The sequence below is a fragment of the Microbacterium sp. NPDC006705 genome, assembly GCF_044903545.1.
Lineage (GTDB): Bacteria > Actinomycetota > Actinomycetes > Actinomycetales > Microbacteriaceae > Microbacterium > Microbacterium plantarum.
In genome coordinates this window covers 1,749,750-1,768,492 of sequence record NZ_JBJDQQ010000001.1, presented here as the reverse complement: position 1 = coordinate 1,768,492, position 18,743 = coordinate 1,749,750, and the positions used below count along the sequence as shown (strand labels likewise).

Below are 18,743 nucleotides of genomic sequence, written 5' to 3'. Positions count from 1 at the left end.
GCGCCCCGGCGTCCCCCTCTCGGACCCGAAGGACGATCGTGACCACGACTCAGCAGCGCCCAGTGACGCGCGCCCCCCGAAACGACGACGGCGGTCGTCCTCCGCGAGTCATCTCTTTCTCGCAGAAGCTCAGCAAGTGGGACATCCGCTTCTCGCCGTACCTCTACATCTCGCCGTTCTTCATCATGTTCGCGATCGTGGGGCTCTTCCCCATCGCGTACACCGCGGTGATCTCGTTCATGGACTGGGACCTCATCCGCGGCGAGGGTGAGTTCATCGGATTCGACCAGTACATCTGGATCCTGTCGCAGCCCCACTTCTGGACCGCGCTGCGCAACACGTTCAGCATCTTCCTGCTCTCGAGCGTCCCGCAGCTCGTGCTGGCGATCTTCATCGCGGCCGTGCTCGACCGGAACATCCGCGCCAAGACCTTCTGGCGCATGGCGGTGCTCGTCCCCTACGTCGTCGCCCCCATCGCCGTCGGCCTCATCTTCAACGCGATGTTCGCCGACCAGTCGGGCTTCATCAACGGCATCCTCCAAGCGATCGGGATCGGCGCCATCCCCTGGCACGTCGAGCCGTTCTGGAGCCATGTCGCGATCGCCACGATGGTGAACTACCGCTGGATGGGCTACAACACCCTCATCCTGCTCGCGGCCATGCAGGCCGTGAACCGCGACTTCTACGAGGCGGCCACCGTCGACGGCGCCGGCCCCGTGCGCCAGTTCTTCTCGATCACGCTGCCCTCGCTCAAGCCGACGCTCATCTTCGTCATCATCACGGCCACGATCGGCGGCCTGCAGATCTTCGACGAGCCGCGCGTGTTCGACCAGTTCGGCCGTGGTGGATCCGCCCAGCAGTGGCTGACCATCACCCTCTACCTCTACGACGTCGGCTGGGGACAGTGGAACTTCGGCCGGGCCGCGGCGATGGCGTGGATCCTGTTCATCATCATCGTGCTGATCGGACTCGTGAACCTCGTGGTGACGCGCACCCTCGTCCGCGACGAAGGACTTCGCCGTGAGCTCAGCAAACGGGAGCAGAAGAAGCAGTCGAAGCAGGCGCAGCGCGCGCTGAAGGAGAACCAGGCATGAGCACCATCGGCACTCCCGTCCCCCTCGCCACGGTGGAGGAGGGCATCCCGAACGCGCGCAAGCAGCGCCGGGGTGGCCGCGCCCGGCGCATCCGCGGCAGCCGTCCCGGGTTCTGGACCTACGCCATCCTCGGCGCCGTGTTCCTCTCGGCCGTGTTCCCCCTCTACTGGTCGTTCGTGATCGGCTCGGGCGACTCGTCCACGCTCCGCAAGCCCTTCCCGTGGATCCCCGGCGGCAACTTCATCGAGAACGCCCTGTCGGTCATCTCCAACCCGGCCGTCAACTTCTGGCCGGCGCTGTGGAACTCCATCTACAGCTCGTTCCTCATCGCCGCCGCCGTCGTGATCACCTCGACGCTCGCCGGCTGGGCCTTCGCGAAGCTGCGCTTCCACGGCGGACCCGGGCTGCTGGTCTTCGTCGTGGCGACGATGGCCGTGCCGCAGCAGCTCGGCGTCGTGCCGCTCTACATCCTGTTCTCCGAGCTCGGCTGGACGGGGCAGATCGGCGCCATCATCATCCCGGCGCTCACCAGCGCCTTCGGCGTGTTCTGGATGACGCAGTACTTGCGTCAGGCGGTGCCCGACGAGCTGATCGAGGCGGCGCGCGTCGACGGAGCCTCGATGATCCGCACGTTCTGGACCGTCGGCATGACCGCGGCGCGTCCGGCCGCGGCGATGCTGTTCCTCTTCACCTTCGTCGGAGCCTGGAACAACTTCTTCTGGCCGTTCATCGTGCTCGACCGGCAAAACCCGACGCTTCCCGTGGCGCTGTCGCTGCTGCAGTCGAACTACTTCGTCGACTACTCGGTCGTGCTCGCGGGCGTCATCCTCGCCACCATCCCGCTGCTGCTGCTGTTCATCTTCGCGGGCAAGCAGCTCGTCAGTGGCATCATGGCCGGGGCGGTGAAGGGATGACCCTGAACCTCGACCGCACTCAGCAGGAGAACATGAACGCTTCGCGCAGCTTCCCCACCGGCTTCCTCTTCGGAGCAGCCACCGCGGCGTACCAGATCGAAGGCGCGGCCTTCGAAGACGGTCGTACCGCGTCGATCTGGGATGCGTTCGCCCGTGTTCCCGGTGCCGTGATCAACGCCGACAACGGCGACGTCGCGTGCGATCACTACCACCGCTACCGCGACGACGTCGCGCTCATGAAGGAGCTCGGTCTCGACACGTACCGGTTCTCCACCTCGTGGTCGCGCGTGCGTCCCGACGGCGGCGCGCTCAACCCGAAGGGCGTCGACTTCTACGAGCGGCTCGTCGACGAGCTCCTCGGTGCCGGGATCATCCCGTGGCTGACCCTCTACCACTGGGATCTGCCGCAGGCCATCGAGGACCGGGGCGGGTGGACCCTTCGCGAGACCGCCGATCGTTTCACCGAGTACGCCCTCGACATGCACGACGCCCTCGGCGACCGCGTGCACCACTGGACGACGCTCAACGAGCCGTGGTGCTCGTCGTTCCTCAGCTACACCGCGGGCATCCACGCTCCCGGACGGTTCGACATCGGCGACGGCATGCTCGCGGCGCACCACCTGCTGCTCGGTCACGGGCAGACCGTCGCCGCCCTGCGCGAGCGCGACTCGTCGCTGTCGCTGGGCATCACGCTGAACCTGACGGTGGCCGAACCGGCCGATCCGGCCGATGCCGCCGACGTCGACGCGGCGCGGCGCATCGACGGCCAGTTCAACCGCTGGTTCCTCGACCCGATCTTCCGGGCCGCCTACCCCGGCGACATCGTCGCCGACATCGAGAAGGTGGATGCCGCGGCGGTCGAGCGCTGGCGCGATGCCGTGCGCCCGGGCGACGAGACGATTATCGCGCAGCCGCTCGACGCCCTCGGGGTGAACTACTACCACGGCGAGTTCGTGGGCGGTCGTCCCGACCCCAACCCGCCGACCCCGGGAGACGCGCCCACCGATCGCAAGACCGGCTCGCCGTGGCCCGCCGGTCACGACATCTACTGGCACGAGCGGGGTCTGCCCCGCACGTCGATGCACTGGGAGGTGCAGCCCGCGGGGCTGACCCAGCTGCTCGAGCGCGTGTGGACCGAGTACGCCCAGCCCGTCGGCACGATCCTCTACGTCACCGAGAACGGCGCCGCCTACGACGACGAGCTCGTCGAGGTCGACGGCGAGAAGTCGGTGCCGGACGCCGAGCGCACCGAGTTCCTGCGGGTGCACCTGGGCGCCATCCTCGACGCCCAGGAGGCCGGTGCCGACGTCCGCGGCTACTTCTACTGGTCGCTGCTCGACAACTTCGAATGGGCCTGGGGCTACGAGAAGCGCTTCGGCATCGTGCACGTGGATTACCACACGCAGGAGCGGACGTTGAAGGACAGCGCGAAGGAGTATCGTCGGGTCATCGCAGATCGTGCGATCGACGTTCCCGCTCCGGCGGACGCCGCCCGGACCGCCGTCCCGAGGTAGCCCACCTGTGATCTCCGACCAGAACCGGACGGCCGCGACCATCGAAGAGGTCGCGGCCGTCGCCGGTGTATCGCGCTCGACGGTGTCGCGCGTCGTCAACGGCTCGACCGCCGTCAGCCCCGCCGCCCTCGAGTCGGTGCGCCGCGCGATCGCCGAGCTCAACTACGTTCCCAACCGCGCGGCGCGTTCGCTCGCCAGCCGGTCGACGATGGCGATCGCGCTCGTCGTGCCCGAAGACACCAGCCGGGTGTTCGGCGATCCGTTCTTCGCGGCGGTCGTGTCGGGCATCAACTCGCGCATCAGCCGCAGCGACTATGTGCTGAACCTGATCATGGCCAGCGCCGACCCCGGCGACAAGACGGCCCAGTACGTGCGCAGTGGGGCCGTCGACGGCGCGATCATCGTGTCGCACCACACGAGCGACACCTTCATCGAGCGCATCGCGGCCGCGATTCCCGTCGTCTACGGCGGTCGACCGGTGCGTTCGCGGATGGGCGACTACTACATCGACGTCGATAACGTCGCCGGTGCGCGGGATGCCACGGCCTACCTCATCGGCCGCGGATGCCGCCACATCGGCGCGATCACGGGCCCGCCGTCCATGCCCGCCGGTGTCGACCGCGCCGAGGGCTACCGCGTGGCGCTCGCGGAGTCGGGACTCACGCCGGCCCCCGTCGTGCAGGGCGACTTCACGACCGAGTCCGGAGCTGTGGCGATGCGTGCCATCCTCGCGGCGGGCGAGCCGCTCGACGGCCTCTTCGTGGCGAGCGATCTCATGGCGCGCGGCGCCATGCAGGTGCTCGCGTCCGAGGGGATCAGGGTCCCTGACGAGGTCGCGGTCATGGGCTTCGATGATTCGCCCGTCGCGCTGACGACCGAGCCGCAGCTGACGACCATGCGGCAGCCGTCGTTCGCGCAGGGCGAGTGCATGGCCGATGTCCTGCTCGCGCGGCTCGCGGGGATGTCGCCCCCCGAGGTGACGATCCTCGACACCGAGCTCATCGTCCGCGGCTCGGCCTGACGCGGGCCTGACGCTCGGGTCAGGGCGCGTCGTGCTCAGGCCAGGGCGGCGTGGAGCGTGTTGTTCCAGGGGTCGTCGAACGCGACCGTGCGCCCGTCGTCGCGCACCGCGACGCCATGATGGCGCAGACGTTCGGTGAGAGCCCCCAGATCGTCGGACGTCGGCAGCGCGAGGTCGACGCGGCCGAGCCCGAGCGCCGGCATGCGCGGCCCTGCCCCTCGGGAGTTCCACACGTTCATCGCCATGTGGTGGTGGTAGCCGCCCGCGCTGACGAAGAGGGCCTGATCGCCGAGCGCCGCGGTCGTGTCGAACCCCAGGGCGTCGACGTAGAACGCCCGTGCCGTCACCACGTCGCCGACCGAGAGGTGCACGTGGCCGACGCGGGCGGGATCGGATGGCGTGGAGCCGGCGCTGCCCGCGCTGTCGAGCATCGCGGCATCGAGGTGCTCGCGTAAGAAGGCGTTGGGGTCGAGGAAGAGCGTGTCCATCTCGACCTGTCCCTGCGTCCACGACCAGGTGCTGCGATCGCGGTCCCAGTAGAGCTCGATGCCGTTGCCCTCGGGGTCGGTGAAGTAGAACGCCTGGCTGACGAGGTGGTCGGCGCTGCCGGTGAAGGTCGAGGGCGCGTGGCGGGCGACGCTGTAGAGCGCGGCCGCCAGAGCTGCCTGCGTCTCGAACAGGATGGCCGTGTGGAACAAGCCAGCCGACCCGGCGGCCGCATGGCGGAGCGCGGGCTCGTGGCGCAGGATCACGACCGGCCGGCCGGCGCGCCCGAGGGTGACGGTGTCGCCGCCTGCGGCGAGCACCTGCAGCGTGACGACATCGCGGTAGTAACGCGTCATCCCGTCGAGGTCGCCGACCAGCAGGGTGACGGCGCCCATCGTCGTGGCACCTGCGAGCTTCTCATTCACACACATACACAACCCCTCACCCCCCCATGTCATTCCCCCCCGGAGCGACGCCGAGTGCACGGCGAAGCGCCGAGTGCACGGCATCCTCGGGTCTGAAAGTCGTTCAGTCGACGGGATGCCGTGCACTCGGCGCGCTGCGCTTACTGCGGGTCTCCTCCCAGGGGGCCCACCGCGGGGATGGGGCCGCCGTCGTCGGCGCCGGTCTTGCGCCAGCGGGCGATCGCGTTGCCGGCGTGGTAGATCACCAGTGCCGCGATGGTGCCGAGGACGATCGCGCCGAACTGCAGCGAACCGAAGTTCATCGCGAACCCCGCGATCGCGATGACGAACGACACCGCGACGGTGTACTGGTTCACGGGACGCGAGAAGTCCACGCGGTTGTCGACCCAGATCTTGATGCCGATGACGCCGATCAGGCCGTAGAGGGCCGTCGTGACGCCGCCGAGCACGCCCGCGGGGATCGTGTTGAACACGGCCCCGACCTTGGGCGAGAAGGCGAGCAGGATCGCCACGATGCCGGCCACCCAGTACGCGGCGGTCGAGTAGACGCGGGTCGCGGCCATGACGCCGATGTTCTCGCCGTAGGTCGTGGTGCCCGAGCCGCCGAAGCCGCCCGCGAGGGTCGTCGCGACACCGTCGGCGATGAGCGCGCGGCCGGTGTGCTTGTTGATCGAGGGGTCGTCGGTCATGGTCGCGACGCCGCGCACGTGGCCGACGTTCTCGGCGATCAGCACGAGCACGACGGGGAGGAACATCGGCACGATGGACCAGGCCGCGGCATCCCCGATCGCCACGAGGTGGAAGTCGGGCAGACCGAACCAGGCGGCGGCCTCGACGGCCTCGAACTCGACCTGCCCGGTGACAGCGGCCACGACGTAGCCGACGATCACGCCGAGGAAGATCGAGATGCGACCGAGGAACCCGCGGAACAGCACGCTGAACAGGATGACGGCGCACAGGGTCACCGTGGCGACCTCGGGCTGCAGCTGGAAGTTGTTCCAGGCGGCGGGTGCGAGGTTGAACCCGATCAGCGCGACGATCGCACCGGCGACCACGGGCGGCATGAGCTTCTCGATCCAGCCCGTGCCGAAGGCCTGCACGATGAAGCCGACCGCCGCGAGCAGGAGGCCCGCGACGACGACGCCGAGGAGCGCCTGAGTGATCTGCTCGGCGGTCTCGAGGCGGTTGCCGCCGTTGAGCGCCGTGATGGGGGCGATGAAAGCGAACGACGAGCCCAGGTAGCTCGGCAGCTTGTTGCGCGTGATCAGCAGGAAGACGAGGGTGCCGAGACCCGAGAAGAGCAGGGTCGTCGAGACCGGGAAGCCGGTGATGATCGGCACGAGGAACGTCGCACCGAACATGGCGACGACGTGCTGCGCGCCGATCGCGATGGTGCCGGGCCAGTTCAGGCGCTCGCCGGGCTTGACGACGGCGCCGCGCGCGACGGTGCGACCGTCGCCGTGGAGGGACCAGATGGGCATGGGACTCCTCGGAAAGGATGAACGATTCGGGATGGAGCGCGAGAGCGGCCCTACCCTACCTGTGAGATCCCTGCATGCCGCGTCGGCGCTCCGCGGAGCGCGCGTACGGCCCGCCCTCAGCCCGCGAGCGTCTCGAGCAGCTCGCGATACTTCGCGGCGGTGCGCTCGACGATGTCGTCGGGGAGAGCCGGGGGAGTGCCGGTCTTGTCCCAGGCCGCCGCGAGCCAGTCGCGCACGATCTGCTTGTCGTAGCTGGCCATGCGCTCGGCGGGCGTCGTGCCGGTGCGCCAGGCCTCGGCATCCCAGTAGCGCGACGAGTCGCTCGTGAGCACCTCGTCGGCGAGGGTCAGCACGCCATCGGCATCGAGGCCGAACTCGAACTTCGTGTCGGCGAGGATGAGCCCCTTGCTCTCGGCGAGGGCGGCGGCTCGTCGGTAGATCTCGAGCGACGCGTCGCGCAGCGCGGCGGCGGTCTCGGCGCCGACGAGCTCGACGGAACGCTCGAACGAGATGTTCTCGTCGTGCTCGCCGAGGGGAGCCTTGTACGCGGGGGTGTAGATCGGCTCGGGCAGGCGGTCGCCGTTCTGCAGGCCCGCGGGGAGGGGGATGCCGCACACCGTGCCGCTCTCGGAGTACTCGGCCCAGCCGGTGCCGGTCAGGTAGCCGCGGACGACGCACTCGATCGGCTGCATGTCGAGCTCGCGCACGATCATCGCCCGCGCGGCGACCGCTGCCGGCGGCTGGAGCCCCAGCAGATGGTTCGGGATCGGGTGGCCGCCGTCGCGACCGGCGAGCTGGGCGAACCACCACAGGCTCAGGCGCGTCAGCAGTTCGCCCTTGCCGGGGATGCCGGGCTCAAGGACGTGGTCGAAAGCGCTGACGCGGTCGCTCGCGACGACGAGCATCCGGTCGGCCGGGCCGTCCGCCGGACGGTACAGGTCGCGGACCTTGCCGGAGTAGACGTGCTTCCAGCCGGGCAGATCGAGGGCGCTCACCCGGCCATTATCCCGGAGCGGGGAACGCCGCGCCGACCCGTGAAAAAGGGCGTATAGTCCACATGGACTAATCGAGAGGGGGGTGCCATGCCGGATGCCGTCGGTCGGCTCACCCCGCTGGGGCTGATGCTGCTCGCGCTGCTGCACGAGGACGACATGCACGCGTATGAGATGGTCCGCCTGCTGCGCGAACGGAAGGCCGACCGCCTCGTCGCCCTGACGCACGGGACGATCTACCACACCGTCGCGCGTCTCGAGCGGCAGGGCCTCATCGATGACGTCGGCACCGCTCGCGACGGCAACCGTCCCGAGCGGACGACGTTCACGCTGACGCACGCCGGCGCCGACATGATGATCGCGTGGGTGCGGCGCGAGCTCCCCGCCGTCGACCGGCCCGAGCGTTTCCGCGTCGCGCTGGCCGAGTCGCACAACCTCGACCGCGCCGAAGTGGTGGCGCTCCTCAGCGAGCGACGGGACGCCCTCGCGGCATCCCTCGACGCGCATCGCCAGGCGCGCGACCATGCGATCGAGCGCGGTTCCTATCCCCAGTTCTGGATCGAGGTGCACCGCGAGACGGCTCTGCTGTCGGCGGATGTCGCCTGGCTCGACGAAGCGGTCGAGTACATCCGTCGTCCCGACACCGTGTGGGGGGTCACCGACCTCGCCCCGACCGACCGCTACCTGGCACAGAGAGAAGCCGCCCGCGCATGAGCGAGAGAACCAGCACCGTCCGCGTCCCCGAAGGCGCCCCCGCCGTCAACCCGTGGCCCGCCCTGTGGGCGATGGTCATCGGATTCTTCATGATCCTCGTCGACACCACGATCGTCTCGGTCGCGAACCCGGCGATCAAGGCCGCGCTCGACCCGTCGACCGGCAACCTCGACAACGTGGTGTGGGTCACCTCGTCGTACCTGCTCGCCTACGCAGTGCCCCTGCTGGTCACGGGCCGCCTCGGCGACCGGTTCGGGCCGAAGAACATCTACCTGATCGGGCTCGCGATCTTCACGATCGCCTCGCTCGCCTGCGGGCTCTCGGGCTCGCTCGCCGTGCTCGTGATCGCGCGCGCCGTGCAGGGTCTCGGCGCCGCCCTCATGACCCCGCAGACGATGGCCGTCATCACCCGCACCTTCCCCGCCGAGCGCCGGGGCGCGGCCATGGGCCTGTGGGGTGCGACCGCCGGTGTCGCGACCCTCGTCGGACCGCTCGCGGGCGGCCTTCTCGTCGACGGCTTCGGGTGGGAGTGGATCTTCTTCGTCAACATCCCCGTCGGCGTCGTGGCGTTCGTGCTGGCGTGGCGCCTGGTGCCGCAGCTCGAGACCCACCCCCACCGCTTCGACGTCGTGGGCGTCGTGCTGAGCGCGATCGGGCTCTTCCTCATCGTGTTCGGCCTGCAGGAGGGCGAGCACTACGAGTGGGCCGCCGGCATCTGGGCGATGATCGGGGCCGGTGTCGTCGTCATGGCGGTGTTCGTCTGGACGCAGGGACGGACGAAGAGCGAGCCCCTCGTGCCGCTCGAGCTCTTCCGCGACCGCAACTTCGCGATCTCGAACCTCGCGATCGCCGCGGTGGGCTTCACCGTAACGAGCATGGCGCTGCCGATGGCGTTCTTCACGCAGCTCGCGCGCGGGCTCACCCCGACGCAGTCGGCGCTGCTGCTCGTGCCGATGGCGGTTCTCTCGGGCGCGCTCGCACCGCTGGCCGGCCGCATCCTCGACCGCGTCGACCCGCGCCTGCTGCTCGTCCCCGGCCTGACGCTGATGGTCCTGGGCCTCGTCGGCTACGCGCTGCTCATGAACACCGAGGCGCCCGTCCTGCTGCTGCTCATCCCCGCCGCGATCATCGGCGTCGCCAACGCCGGCATGTGGGGTCCGCTCGCCACGACGGCGACCCGCAACCTGCCGCCGCGTCAGGCAGGGGCCGGCTCGGGCATCTACAACACGACCCGCACGGTCGGCTCGGTGATCGGCTCGGCGGCGATCGCGGCCTACATGCAGTCGCGGCTGACGGCGAACCTGCCGGGTGCCGGGGATGCCGCGGGCGGCGACTTCGGCGGCGGCGGCGCGATGCCTCCCGCGATCGCCGAGGGCTTCTCCGCCGCGATGGCGCAGGCCATGATCCTGCCGGCGATCGTCATCGGGGTCGCCGTGATCGTCGTGATTTTCCTCAAGCGCCCCGCCCACCTCGTCCGGCGCTGACCCCGGCCGCGACCGAACGGGACCGCCCGCGTTGTGGATTCAGTCCGCGACGCGGGCGGCGATGTCGGTGCGGTGGTGCGAGCCGTCGAGGCTGATCTCGGACAGCGCGCGATAGGCGCGGTCACGGGCCTCGGCGAAGTCGGTGCCGCGCGCGACGACGTTCAGCACGCGCCCGCCGGTGGCGACGAGCCCGTCGACCGTCTCGGCGGTCGCGGCATGCGCGAGGTGCACGCCCTCGACGGATGCCGCGGCGTCGAGCCCCGTGAGCGCCCGGCCGGTCACCGGGTTCTCGGGGTAGCCCTCGCTCGCGAGCACGACCGTGACGGCGGCGTCGCCCGAGAACGTCGGCTCGGGCTCGGACTCGAGGCGCCCGCTCGCCGCGGCCATCAGCAGCTCCGAGAGCGGCGAGGTCAGCCGCGCGAGCACGACCTGCGTCTCGGGGTCGCCGAACCGCGCGTTGAACTCGATCACCTTGATGCCCGACTCGGTGAGGATGAGGCCCGCGTAGAGGAGGCCGATGAACGGCGTGCCCTCGGTGTCGAGGTGGCGGATGACGGGCTCGGCCACGTCGCGCGTGACCTCGGCGACGAACTCGGCCTCGCTGCCGAACCGGTCGGCGAGCCAAGGGAGCGGCGAGTAGGCGCCCATGCCCCCGGTGTTCGGGCCGGCGTCGCCGTCGTAGGCGCGCTTGTAGTCCTGCGCGGGGCTGAGGGCTCGGACGGTGTCGCCGTCCGAGACGAAGAAGAGCGACACCTCGGGGCCGGCGAGGAACTCCTCGATCAGCACCGGGCCGCTCGCGAGGTAGGTGTCGGCGTGGGCGAGCGCCGCGTCACGGTCATCGGTGACGATGACGCCCTTGCCGGCAGCGAGACCGTCGGCCTTGACCACGTGGGGGGCGCCGAGCTCGTCGAGCGCGGCCTCGACCTCGGCGCGGCTCCGCGCGCGCACCGCCCGACCGGTGGGCACACCGGCCTCGTCCATCACGCGCTTCGCGAAGGCCTTCGACCCTTCGAGCTGCGCGGCGACCTTTCCGGGCCCGAAGACGGGGATGCCGCGTTCCCGCAGTGCATCGGCGACACCGGCGATGAGCGGGGCCTCCGGGCCGACGATGACGAGGTCGACGTTGGCGCTGCCGGCGAACTCGGTCACCGCGACCGGGTCGTTCTGATCGAGGCCCGGGACGATCTCGGCATCGCGCGCGATGCCGGCGTTGCCGGGGGCCGCGAGCAGGTCGTGACCTGCGCCTTCCGCGGCGAGAGCGAGGATGATGGCGTGCTCGCGCGCGCCCGAGCCGAGGACCAGGATCTTCACCCGGCCAGCCTACCGACCGGGCTAGCGTGGAACCCATGGCCCGCAGCATCCTCACCGCCGATGGCCGCGCCGCGCTCGCCGCGGTCGCCGCCGCCGACGCCTCCGGCGAGAAACCTGCGCGCACCGACCTGGCGACGGCCGTGCGCTACCTGTTGCAGCTGCTCGTCGAGAAGGCGCCCGGCAACTCGGTCGAGATGCGCGTGCCGCCCTTCGGTGCCGTGCAGGTCGTCGAGGGTCCGCGACACACGCGCGGCACTCCTCCCAACGTCGTCGAGACGGATGCCGCGACCTGGATCGCCCTCGCCCTCGGCGAGCTGGCCTGGGCGGATGCCGCCACCGCGGGCCGGCTCAGAGCGTCGGGCACCCGCGCCGACCTCGGAGCGCTGCTGCCGCTGCGGCCCTGACGCCGACTCCGGTAAGGTTAGGCAAGCCTGACCTTACCTCTGGAGTCTGCTGTGCGCTCTTCCCTTCTGCCTCGAGCGTCTCTCGGGGCGCTCGCCGCTGCGTCGATCGTCCTCGGTGTCGCGAGCCCCGCCCTCGCGATCGGCGACGCCGCGCCCGTCGAGCAGCGGACCGCCGCGACCTCGCCGGCCGCCTGCGACATCACCGACGCGACCATCACGTGGGGCTTCAAGGAGTCGTTCCGCTCGTACATCTCCGGCTCCATCGCAAAGGGTGCGTGGGAGCCGTTCGGCGGCGTGGGTTACGAGACGCCCGCGTTCACCTGGACCGGTGGCACGGGCAGCTACGACCCGGCGACCGGTACCGGCTCGATCGCCTTCCCCGGCGGCATCCGGTTCACCGGGCACGGCGGCCTGCTCGACTCGACGGCGCAGAACGTCACGCTCGAGATCGCGCCGGCGGCGGGGCGTGTTCTCGTCGACCTCGCCGGAGTCTCGATGGAGAGCGCGCTCGCCGGCGACGACACCGTCGTCACGACACCCCAGGTGCCGTTCGTGACCGTCGACCTGGCGGGTCTGGAGAGCACGGTCTCGGGCGAGGCCCTCACCCTCGCCGCGACGGATGCCGCCACCGCGATCACCGACGAGGGGTACGCCGCCTTCGGCAACTACGAGACGGGCACCGCCTTCGACCCGCTCTCGTTCACCGCGAGCGGGGTGTGCGCGGCTGCTACCCCGACGGCCGAGCCGTCGCCCGTCGTCGACGCGTCTCCCGCCGCGGATGCGGCAGAGGCGGGCGACGACGAGAGCGGATCGAGCGGTGCCCTCCCCGTCGCGCTCATCGCCGCGATCGGCGGCGCGCTCGTCGCGACGATCGGCGGGTCGACCGCAGCGATCGTCGCCTCGCGTCGCAAGCAGCGGAAGGTGCGTGCCGGCGGCGGGCCCGCCGATCACGCCGACGACGGGCCGGCCGCGTGAAGATGCGGCGACTCCTCGTCGCGGCGCTCGCCGCTGCGGCCCTGTCGCTCAGCGCCTGCGCTCCGGCTGCGACGTCTCACGGCGAGGCCGCGGGCCAGGTCGTGATCGACCGACCCCCGCTGAGCGAATTGGCGCCGGTGACCGACCCGCGCTCGCTCGAGGGCCCCTCGACCGCCGTCCTCGCCGACGCTGCGGTCGCGCCGGTCGTGACGGATCCCACCCAGAGCCTGCCCGTCACCGTGACCTCGCACGATCTCACCGGCGACGTCGAGGTGACGGTGACGGACACCTCGCGCATCATCGCGATGGACCTCTCCGGTTCGCTGGCCGCGACCGTCTGGGGCCTGGGCCTCGGCGGCGAGCTCGTCGGCCGCGACGTCTCGACGACGTTCCCCGGTGCGGCGGACCTGCCGGTTGTCACGGGCAACGGCCACACGGTCAACGCCGAGTCGATCATCGGCCTCGCCCCCACGCTGGTCATCACCGACGGCAGCATCGGGCCGGTCGACGTCGTGCAGCAGCTGCGGGATGTCGGCATCACGGTCGTGTTCGTCGAGCGTTCGGCGTCGTTCGACGGCGCCGCCGACCTGGCGCGCTCGGTCGGCGAGGTGCTCGGCGTCGCCGAGGCGCGAGAGCAGCTCGCTCAGCGGATCGTGAGCGAGGTCGACGAGACGCGTGCGCAGATCGCCGCGCTCGCACCGGAGGCCGCGAGCGAGCGTCTGCGAATGGTCTTCCTCTACCTGCGCGGCACCGCGGGTGTCTACTACCTGTTCGGGTCCGAGTCCGGTGCCGACCAGCTCATCACCGCCCTCGGCGGGGTCGACGTCGCCGGCGAGCTCGGCTGGAGCGGGATGCAGCCCCTCAACGACGAAGCCATGGTCGCCGCCGACCCCGACCTCATCCTCGTGATGACCGCCGGGCTCGAATCGGTCGGCGGCGTCGATGGCCTGCTCGCCGACAAGCCCGCGATCGCGCTGACCGCAGCCGGCCAGCATCGCCGCTTCGTCGACATGGCGGACGGGCAGATCCTGTCGTTCGGGCCGCGCAGTGCGGGGGTGCTCGATGCGCTGGCACGCGCTGTCTACGCGCCCGATCCCGCCTCGTGAGCGGGCGTGCCGCTGGGCGCCGCGCAGTCCTCGTCGGGTCCGTGACCGCGGCGTTGCTCGCGGTGGGCGTCGTGCTGTCGGCCGGACTCGGTCAGCTGCCGGTCGGCCCCGCCGAGGTCGTCGGGTCGTTGCTCCGCGCCATCGGCATGCCCAGCTCGTGGGCGCCGACCGAGCCGCTGATCGAGCAGACGCTGTGGCAGATCCGGTTCCCCCGTGTCGCGATGTCGCTGCTCGTCGGCGCGCTGCTGGCGGTCGCCGGTGCCGTCATGCAGGCGATCTTCGCCAACCCGCTCGCCGAGCCGGGCGTCGTCGGCGTCTCGTCGGGCGCGGCCGTCGGCGCGGCCGCCGCGATCACGCTCGGCGTCTCGTTCCTCGGCCCGTGGTCGATCGCGGTCTGCGCGTTCGCGGGCGGCCTCGTCGCGACCCTCGTGGTCTACGCCGCCGCACGCGCGCACGGGCGTACCGAGTCGATCACGCTCATTCTGACGGGCATCGCCGTCAACGCGTTCGCGGGTGCCGCGCTGGCACTGCTGATGTTCGTCGGCGACACCGCGTCACGCGAGCAGATCGTGTTCTGGCAGCTCGGCTCGATGAACGGTTCGCGCTGGTCGGAGGTGGCGATCGTCGCGCTCGTCGGAGCGCTCGGCACAGCGGCATCCCTCGGTCTCGCACGCCGCTACGACCTTCTGGCGCTCGGCGATCGCACCGCCGCCCACCTCGGTGTGCGCGTCGAGGCGCTGCGGGTCGGGTCGATCGTCCTCGTCGCCCTGCTGACCGGCGTCGCCGTCGCGTTCGTCGGCATCATCGCGTTCGTCGGCCTCGTCGTGCCCCACATCATCCGCATGCTGGTCGGGCCCGCGCACCGGGGGCTCATCGCCCTCTCGGCGCTCGGCGGCGGCGTCGTGCTCGTCTACGCCGATCTCCTGGCGCGGACCATCGTCGTCTCTGCAGACCTGCCGATCGGCATCCTCACGTCGCTCGTGGGCGGACCGTTCTTCTTCTGGCTCATCCGCCGCACCCGCCGCACCGCCGGGGGCTGGTCGTGACGGGCGTGGCCGTCGAGGTGCGGCATGCGAGCTTGCGGTTGGGTGAGGCGACGATCCTCGACGACGTGACGACGGATGTCGGCTACGGTCGGCTGCTCGCTCTCGTGGGGCCCAACGGCGCCGGAAAGTCGAGCCTGCTCTCCCTGCTGACAGGCGACCGCGCGCCCACCTCGGGCGCGGTGCATCTCGACGGGCGTCCGGCGGGCGAGTGGTCGGCCCGCGAGCTGTCGCGGCGACGGTCGGTGCTGCTGCAGTCGAACCAGGTCGCCTTCTCGTTCACCGCGGGCCAGGTGGTCGCGATGGGGCGCACTCCTTGGATCGGAACCGAGCGCGCCCGCCTCGACGACGCTCGTATCGCCGAAGCCGTCGAGCGAGCGGATGTCGCACACCTGCTCCATCGCGCCTACCCGTCGCTCTCGGGTGGCGAGAAGGCGCGTGTCTCGCTGGCTCGAGTACTCGCGCAGGACACCCCCGTCGTGCTGCTCGATGAGCCGACCGCGGCCCTCGACCTCCGGCACCAGGAAGAGGTCCTCCGCGTCGCGCGGCGGCTCGCGCGGGATGGGCGCGCGGTGGTCGTGGTGCTGCACGACCTGTCGCTCGCCGCGGCATATGCCGACGAGGTCGCGATGATCGACGGCGGCCGGCTCGTCGCTCGGGGGAACCCGCGCGACGTGTTGACCGCGGACCGGGTCGAGGCCGTCTACGGCACCCCGGTGCGCGTGCTCGACGACCCCGACACCGGCCGTCCGGTCATCCTGCCGCGCCGTCACGCCGAGCGATGACTGTCAGGGACTTCACAAACTTCGATTAGGTAAGGCTAAGCTAACTCTCATCGCGTGCCCGACGCGCGAGCTTCACCTGCATCGAGATTCGGAGGGTTCCCATGCTGAGAACCAGGAGGGCGGCGCTGCAGCGTCCGCTCGCGAGCGTGCTGACCGGCGCGCTCGTCGCCATGGCCGCCGTCGTCGGCGTCGCCGCGCCGGCAACGGCCGCCGGCCCCACCCTGACGACGTCGACCACCGTCGTCGCGAACGAGAAGATCACGGTCGCCGTCACCGGCACCGGCTTCGAGGTCGCTCCCCAGTACCCGGGTCAGCCGAGCCGGCACGCCTACGTCGCCCTCGTCGAGAAGGGCGACCTGACGGTCGACCAGGCGACCACGCCCAACGCCTCGCTCGACGTCTCCGCCGCGGGCGAGATCACCGGAAGCCTCGAGCAGATCGCGAGCGAGCTCGATCGCACGAAGGCCTATGAGGTCATCTCGTGGCCGTCTCGTTCGTTCCCCACCGAGGCGAACCTCCTCGCCCGCGCCGACGTCTCGATCGACTGGGCCGCGCTCTTCCCGGTCGTCGCCGAGTCGACCACGACGACCCTGTCGGCCTCACCCGATGGAACGGCCGTCGAGGGCGCCGACGTCACCCTGACGGCGACGGTCTCGCCGGCGGCATCCGGGTCGGTCTCGTTCACGGCCGGTGACGCGTCGCTCGGCTCGGCTCCGGTCGACGGGGGCGTCGCGAGCATCGTCACCTCGTCGCTCGCCGTCGGCACGCACAGCATCGCGGCCGCGTTCACCCCGGCCGACGCCACGGCCTACTCCGCCTCGACCGCACCGGCGCTGAGCTACGCGGTCACCGCGAAGGCGAGCGAGCCCGAGACTCCGGCGCGGGTGCCCACGCTCACGCTCTCGAAGTCGACGGGGCTCGACCCCGCGGGCGAGGAGATCACCGTCACGGGCACGGGCTACGACCCCGCCCAGCCGATCTACCTCACGACCTGCACCGACCGCCCGCTCGCAGAGGTCGACTTCGCCTTCATCGCAGCGGGGTGCACGAACGGCGCGAAGGTCGTCACGTCGACTCCCCTCACCCCGACGATGGTGAGCTTCACCGAGGACGGTTCGTTCGAGACCACGCTGACGGTCGCGCCGAAGGGCGAGACGACGGCGGTCTACACGATCGCCAATCACAGCGGCATGACCAACCGCACCCAGGACGCGAAGGTGGTCGTGTCGTTCGCGACGACGCCGGCCGAGCCGCTCCCCGCCCCCACCCTCACGGTCACGCCGAACACGGATGTCGACCCGAGCGGTGCCACGCTGACCGTTGAGGGACGCAACTACCGCCAGAGCGAGGTGGGAGCCGGATTCGCGCTGCGCTTCGGCTGGGTCGCCGAGACCTGGAAGCCGACCGACGGTGCCGCGGATGCCGCGCGCCCGTCGGTCTCATACGTCCGCGTGTCGGGCGATCCGACCGGCGCCGCCAACCTCCCGTGGACCGAGAACGCCGACGGCACGGTCGACTTCACGTGGACCGTCCGGGTCGATGAGAAGTCCGCGAACGAGAAGCGCCCCGGCGACGACTACCGCCTCGGCGTCTTCACCTTCGGCAACGAGAAGTCGCAGGGTCTGCAGCCCGACAACGAGCTCTTCGTCCCGGTGACGTGGGCCGAGGTCGCGCCGCAGCCCGAGCCGACGAAGAGCCCGAGAATCACGGTCACCCCGAACGCCGACCTCGACCCGGCCGTGGCCAACACGCTCACGGTCGCGGGCAGCGGTTTCGTCGGCGACAGCGCCGTCAACGGCGCGTACGTCGTCTTCGGCGAGGAGTCGCTCTGGGCCGGGGCAGGGCCCCTGCCCGCCGAGGGCTGGGTGCAGCTGGCCTGGGTGCGCCCGGGCTCGATCGTCGGTGGTGCCTTCACCGTCGAGCTGACGATTCCCGCGGGCTCGCTCGACCCGACGAAGAGCTACCACGTCGCCACATCCGCGGCGCACGAGCTGTCGATGACCGACCGGACGCTCGACGCCTTCGCCGACGTCACCGTCGCTCAGCCGACAGCTCCGTTCGTCGCGTTCGCGGGCTCGGCGACCGTCGCCCAGGGCGGAGTACTCGAGTTCACCGGCGGCGGTTTCGCGCCCGGTGACGTCGTGACGGCCGTCGCGCACTCCGAGCCGGTCACCATCGGCACGGCGACGGCGGATGCCGGCGGACGCGTGTCGTTCTCGTGGGCGGTTCCCGCCGGGTTCGCGACGGGCGACCACACGCTCGAGCTCAGCGTCGGCGGCGTCGTCGCGGCATCCGCACCCTTCCGGGTCACGGCTGCCGCTGTCGCCGCAGCCGTCGAGTCGCCGGCCGCACCGTCGTGCGTCGCCCGGTCGGTCTCGGGAGCGACGATCGACTGGGGTGTGAAGGAGTCGTACCGCTCGTACATCACGGGCCCGATCGCCAAGGGAGAGATCTCCGGCGGCTGGGGCACCGGCTCGGGTGCGTACAGCCCCGAGAACGATCGCGGTCGTGTCAGCTTCGGCGGCTCGGTGCACTACACCGGCCACAGCGGTCTGCTCGACATGACCCTGTCGAACCCGCGCGTGCAGATCACCGGCGCGAACATCGCCTCGCTGATCGTGAACGTGCAGTCCAAGGGATACAACGGGTCGCCCGACGTGAACGCGAACGGCGTCGTCTTCGCGACGCTCTCGCTGCCCGCCGCCACGACGACGGCGAATCGGATCAGCTGGACAGGCGCATCGGCCACGCTGACGGCCGCGGGGGCCGAGGCCTTCGCCGGCTTCTACTCGGCGGGTGAGGCGCTCGACCCGGTGAGCATCACGTTCCCGCTCGGCGCCAAGGTGCCGTGCGACGCATCGACCGACGCGACCCTCGCCGCGACCGGTGGACAGGCGCCCGTCGACACCCTGTGGCTGGGTGCCGGGATGCTGCTGATCGGCGCGCTCGCCGTGTCGTTCACGCGTCGCCGTCGCAGCGCGCTCTGACGACTCG

At 70.8% G+C, this 18,743-nt stretch carries 16 protein-coding genes; 12 read left to right on the top strand and 4 right to left on the bottom strand.

What is annotated here, in order from left to right; all coding sequences use genetic code 11:
* Positions 1 to 38 precede the first annotated feature (38 nt).
* Genes ACI2K6_RS08370 through ACI2K6_RS08355 form a run of 4 tightly spaced genes read left to right on the top strand, consistent with a single transcriptional unit; the run spans position 39 to position 4,543 of the window.
* A complete protein-coding gene (locus ACI2K6_RS08370; RefSeq protein ID WP_282501831.1) occupies positions 39 to 1,094 on the top strand; it encodes a carbohydrate ABC transporter permease in 1,056 nt (351 codons plus the stop codon).
* A complete protein-coding gene (locus ACI2K6_RS08365) occupies positions 1,091 to 2,008 on the top strand; it encodes a carbohydrate ABC transporter permease (RefSeq protein WP_112615779.1) in 918 nt (305 codons plus the stop codon). Before ACI2K6_RS08370 ends, ACI2K6_RS08365 begins: the two co-directional genes overlap by 4 nt.
* Positions 2,005 to 3,522 carry a GH1 family beta-glucosidase gene (locus ACI2K6_RS08360; protein ID WP_274178104.1) on the top strand — a complete coding sequence of 506 codons (1,518 nt, stop codon included), beginning with the start codon at positions 2,005 to 2,007 and terminating at the stop codon, positions 3,520 to 3,522. The genes ACI2K6_RS08365 and ACI2K6_RS08360 overlap by 4 nt, the downstream gene beginning before the upstream one ends.
* 7 nt (positions 3,523 to 3,529) lie before the next feature.
* A complete protein-coding gene (locus ACI2K6_RS08355; protein ID WP_274178105.1) occupies positions 3,530 to 4,543 on the top strand; it encodes a LacI family DNA-binding transcriptional regulator in 1,014 nt (337 codons plus the stop codon).
* 35 nt (positions 4,544 to 4,578) lie between these two features.
* Here ACI2K6_RS08355 and ACI2K6_RS08350 read toward each other — a convergent pair whose 3' ends face one another.
* From ACI2K6_RS08350 to ACI2K6_RS08340, 3 genes are all read right to left on the bottom strand, one after another.
* The gene (locus ACI2K6_RS08350; protein WP_404568396.1) at positions 4,579 to 5,460 is read right to left on the bottom strand and encodes a VOC family protein; all 882 of its coding nucleotides are present in this window, start codon (positions 5,458 to 5,460) and stop codon (positions 4,579 to 4,581) included.
* A gap of 134 nt (positions 5,461 to 5,594) precedes the next feature.
* A complete protein-coding gene (locus ACI2K6_RS08345) occupies positions 5,595 to 6,935 on the bottom strand; it encodes a uracil-xanthine permease family protein (RefSeq protein ID WP_112615783.1) in 1,341 nt (446 codons plus the stop codon).
* 116 nt (positions 6,936 to 7,051) lie between these two features.
* Positions 7,052 to 7,930, bottom strand: coding sequence for a phosphoribosylaminoimidazolesuccinocarboxamide synthase (locus tag ACI2K6_RS08340; RefSeq protein ID WP_114588923.1), 879 nt, complete (start codon positions 7,928 to 7,930; stop codon positions 7,052 to 7,054).
* An 87-nt stretch (positions 7,931 to 8,017) separates the two neighbouring features.
* Here ACI2K6_RS08340 and ACI2K6_RS08335 point away from each other — a divergent pair, with 87 nt between their 5' ends.
* Both ACI2K6_RS08335 and ACI2K6_RS08330 read left to right on the top strand, forming a co-directional pair.
* Positions 8,018 to 8,641, top strand: coding sequence for a PadR family transcriptional regulator (locus tag ACI2K6_RS08335; RefSeq protein ID WP_404568395.1), 624 nt, complete (start codon positions 8,018 to 8,020; stop codon positions 8,639 to 8,641).
* Positions 8,638 to 10,125: a DHA2 family efflux MFS transporter permease subunit gene (locus ACI2K6_RS08330; protein ID WP_404568394.1), complete on the top strand. Its 1,488-nt coding sequence runs from the start codon at positions 8,638 to 8,640 to the stop codon at positions 10,123 to 10,125. The genes ACI2K6_RS08335 and ACI2K6_RS08330 overlap by 4 nt, the downstream gene beginning before the upstream one ends.
* Positions 10,126 to 10,164: 39 nt before the next feature.
* Here ACI2K6_RS08330 and purD read toward each other — a convergent pair whose 3' ends face one another.
* Positions 10,165 to 11,436 (bottom strand): phosphoribosylamine--glycine ligase, encoded by a 1,272-nt coding sequence (purD, locus tag ACI2K6_RS08325; RefSeq protein WP_354451596.1) that lies wholly within the window; start codon positions 11,434 to 11,436, stop codon positions 10,165 to 10,167.
* Between the two features lie 35 nt (positions 11,437 to 11,471).
* On the opposite strand from purD, the gene ACI2K6_RS08320 reads away from it, so the two are divergent.
* From ACI2K6_RS08320 to ACI2K6_RS08295, 6 genes are all read left to right on the top strand, one after another.
* Positions 11,472 to 11,840, top strand: a complete 369-nt coding sequence (locus ACI2K6_RS08320; protein ID WP_274178110.1) for a sterol carrier family protein — start codon at positions 11,472 to 11,474, stop codon at positions 11,838 to 11,840.
* Positions 11,841 to 11,891: 51 nt separating this feature from the next.
* Positions 11,892 to 12,815, top strand: a complete 924-nt coding sequence (locus ACI2K6_RS08315) for an HtaA domain-containing protein (RefSeq protein ID WP_404568393.1) — start codon at positions 11,892 to 11,894, stop codon at positions 12,813 to 12,815.
* 2 nt (positions 12,816 to 12,817) lie between these two features.
* Complete coding sequence (locus tag ACI2K6_RS08310) at positions 12,818 to 13,921, top strand: hemin ABC transporter substrate-binding protein (protein ID WP_404568582.1); 1,104 nt, start codon at positions 12,818 to 12,820, stop codon at positions 13,919 to 13,921.
* Between the two features lie 41 nt (positions 13,922 to 13,962).
* A complete protein-coding gene (locus ACI2K6_RS08305) occupies positions 13,963 to 14,967 on the top strand; it encodes a FecCD family ABC transporter permease (RefSeq protein WP_404568581.1) in 1,005 nt (334 codons plus the stop codon).
* Positions 14,958 to 15,749 carry a heme ABC transporter ATP-binding protein gene (locus ACI2K6_RS08300; protein WP_404568580.1) on the top strand — a complete coding sequence of 264 codons (792 nt, stop codon included), beginning with the start codon at positions 14,958 to 14,960 and terminating at the stop codon, positions 15,747 to 15,749. The genes ACI2K6_RS08305 and ACI2K6_RS08300 overlap by 10 nt, the downstream gene beginning before the upstream one ends.
* 101 nt (positions 15,750 to 15,850) lie before the next feature.
* Positions 15,851 to 18,736, top strand: a complete 2,886-nt coding sequence (locus ACI2K6_RS08295; RefSeq protein WP_404568392.1) for an HtaA domain-containing protein — start codon at positions 15,851 to 15,853, stop codon at positions 18,734 to 18,736.
* Positions 18,737 to 18,743 lie beyond the last annotated feature (7 nt).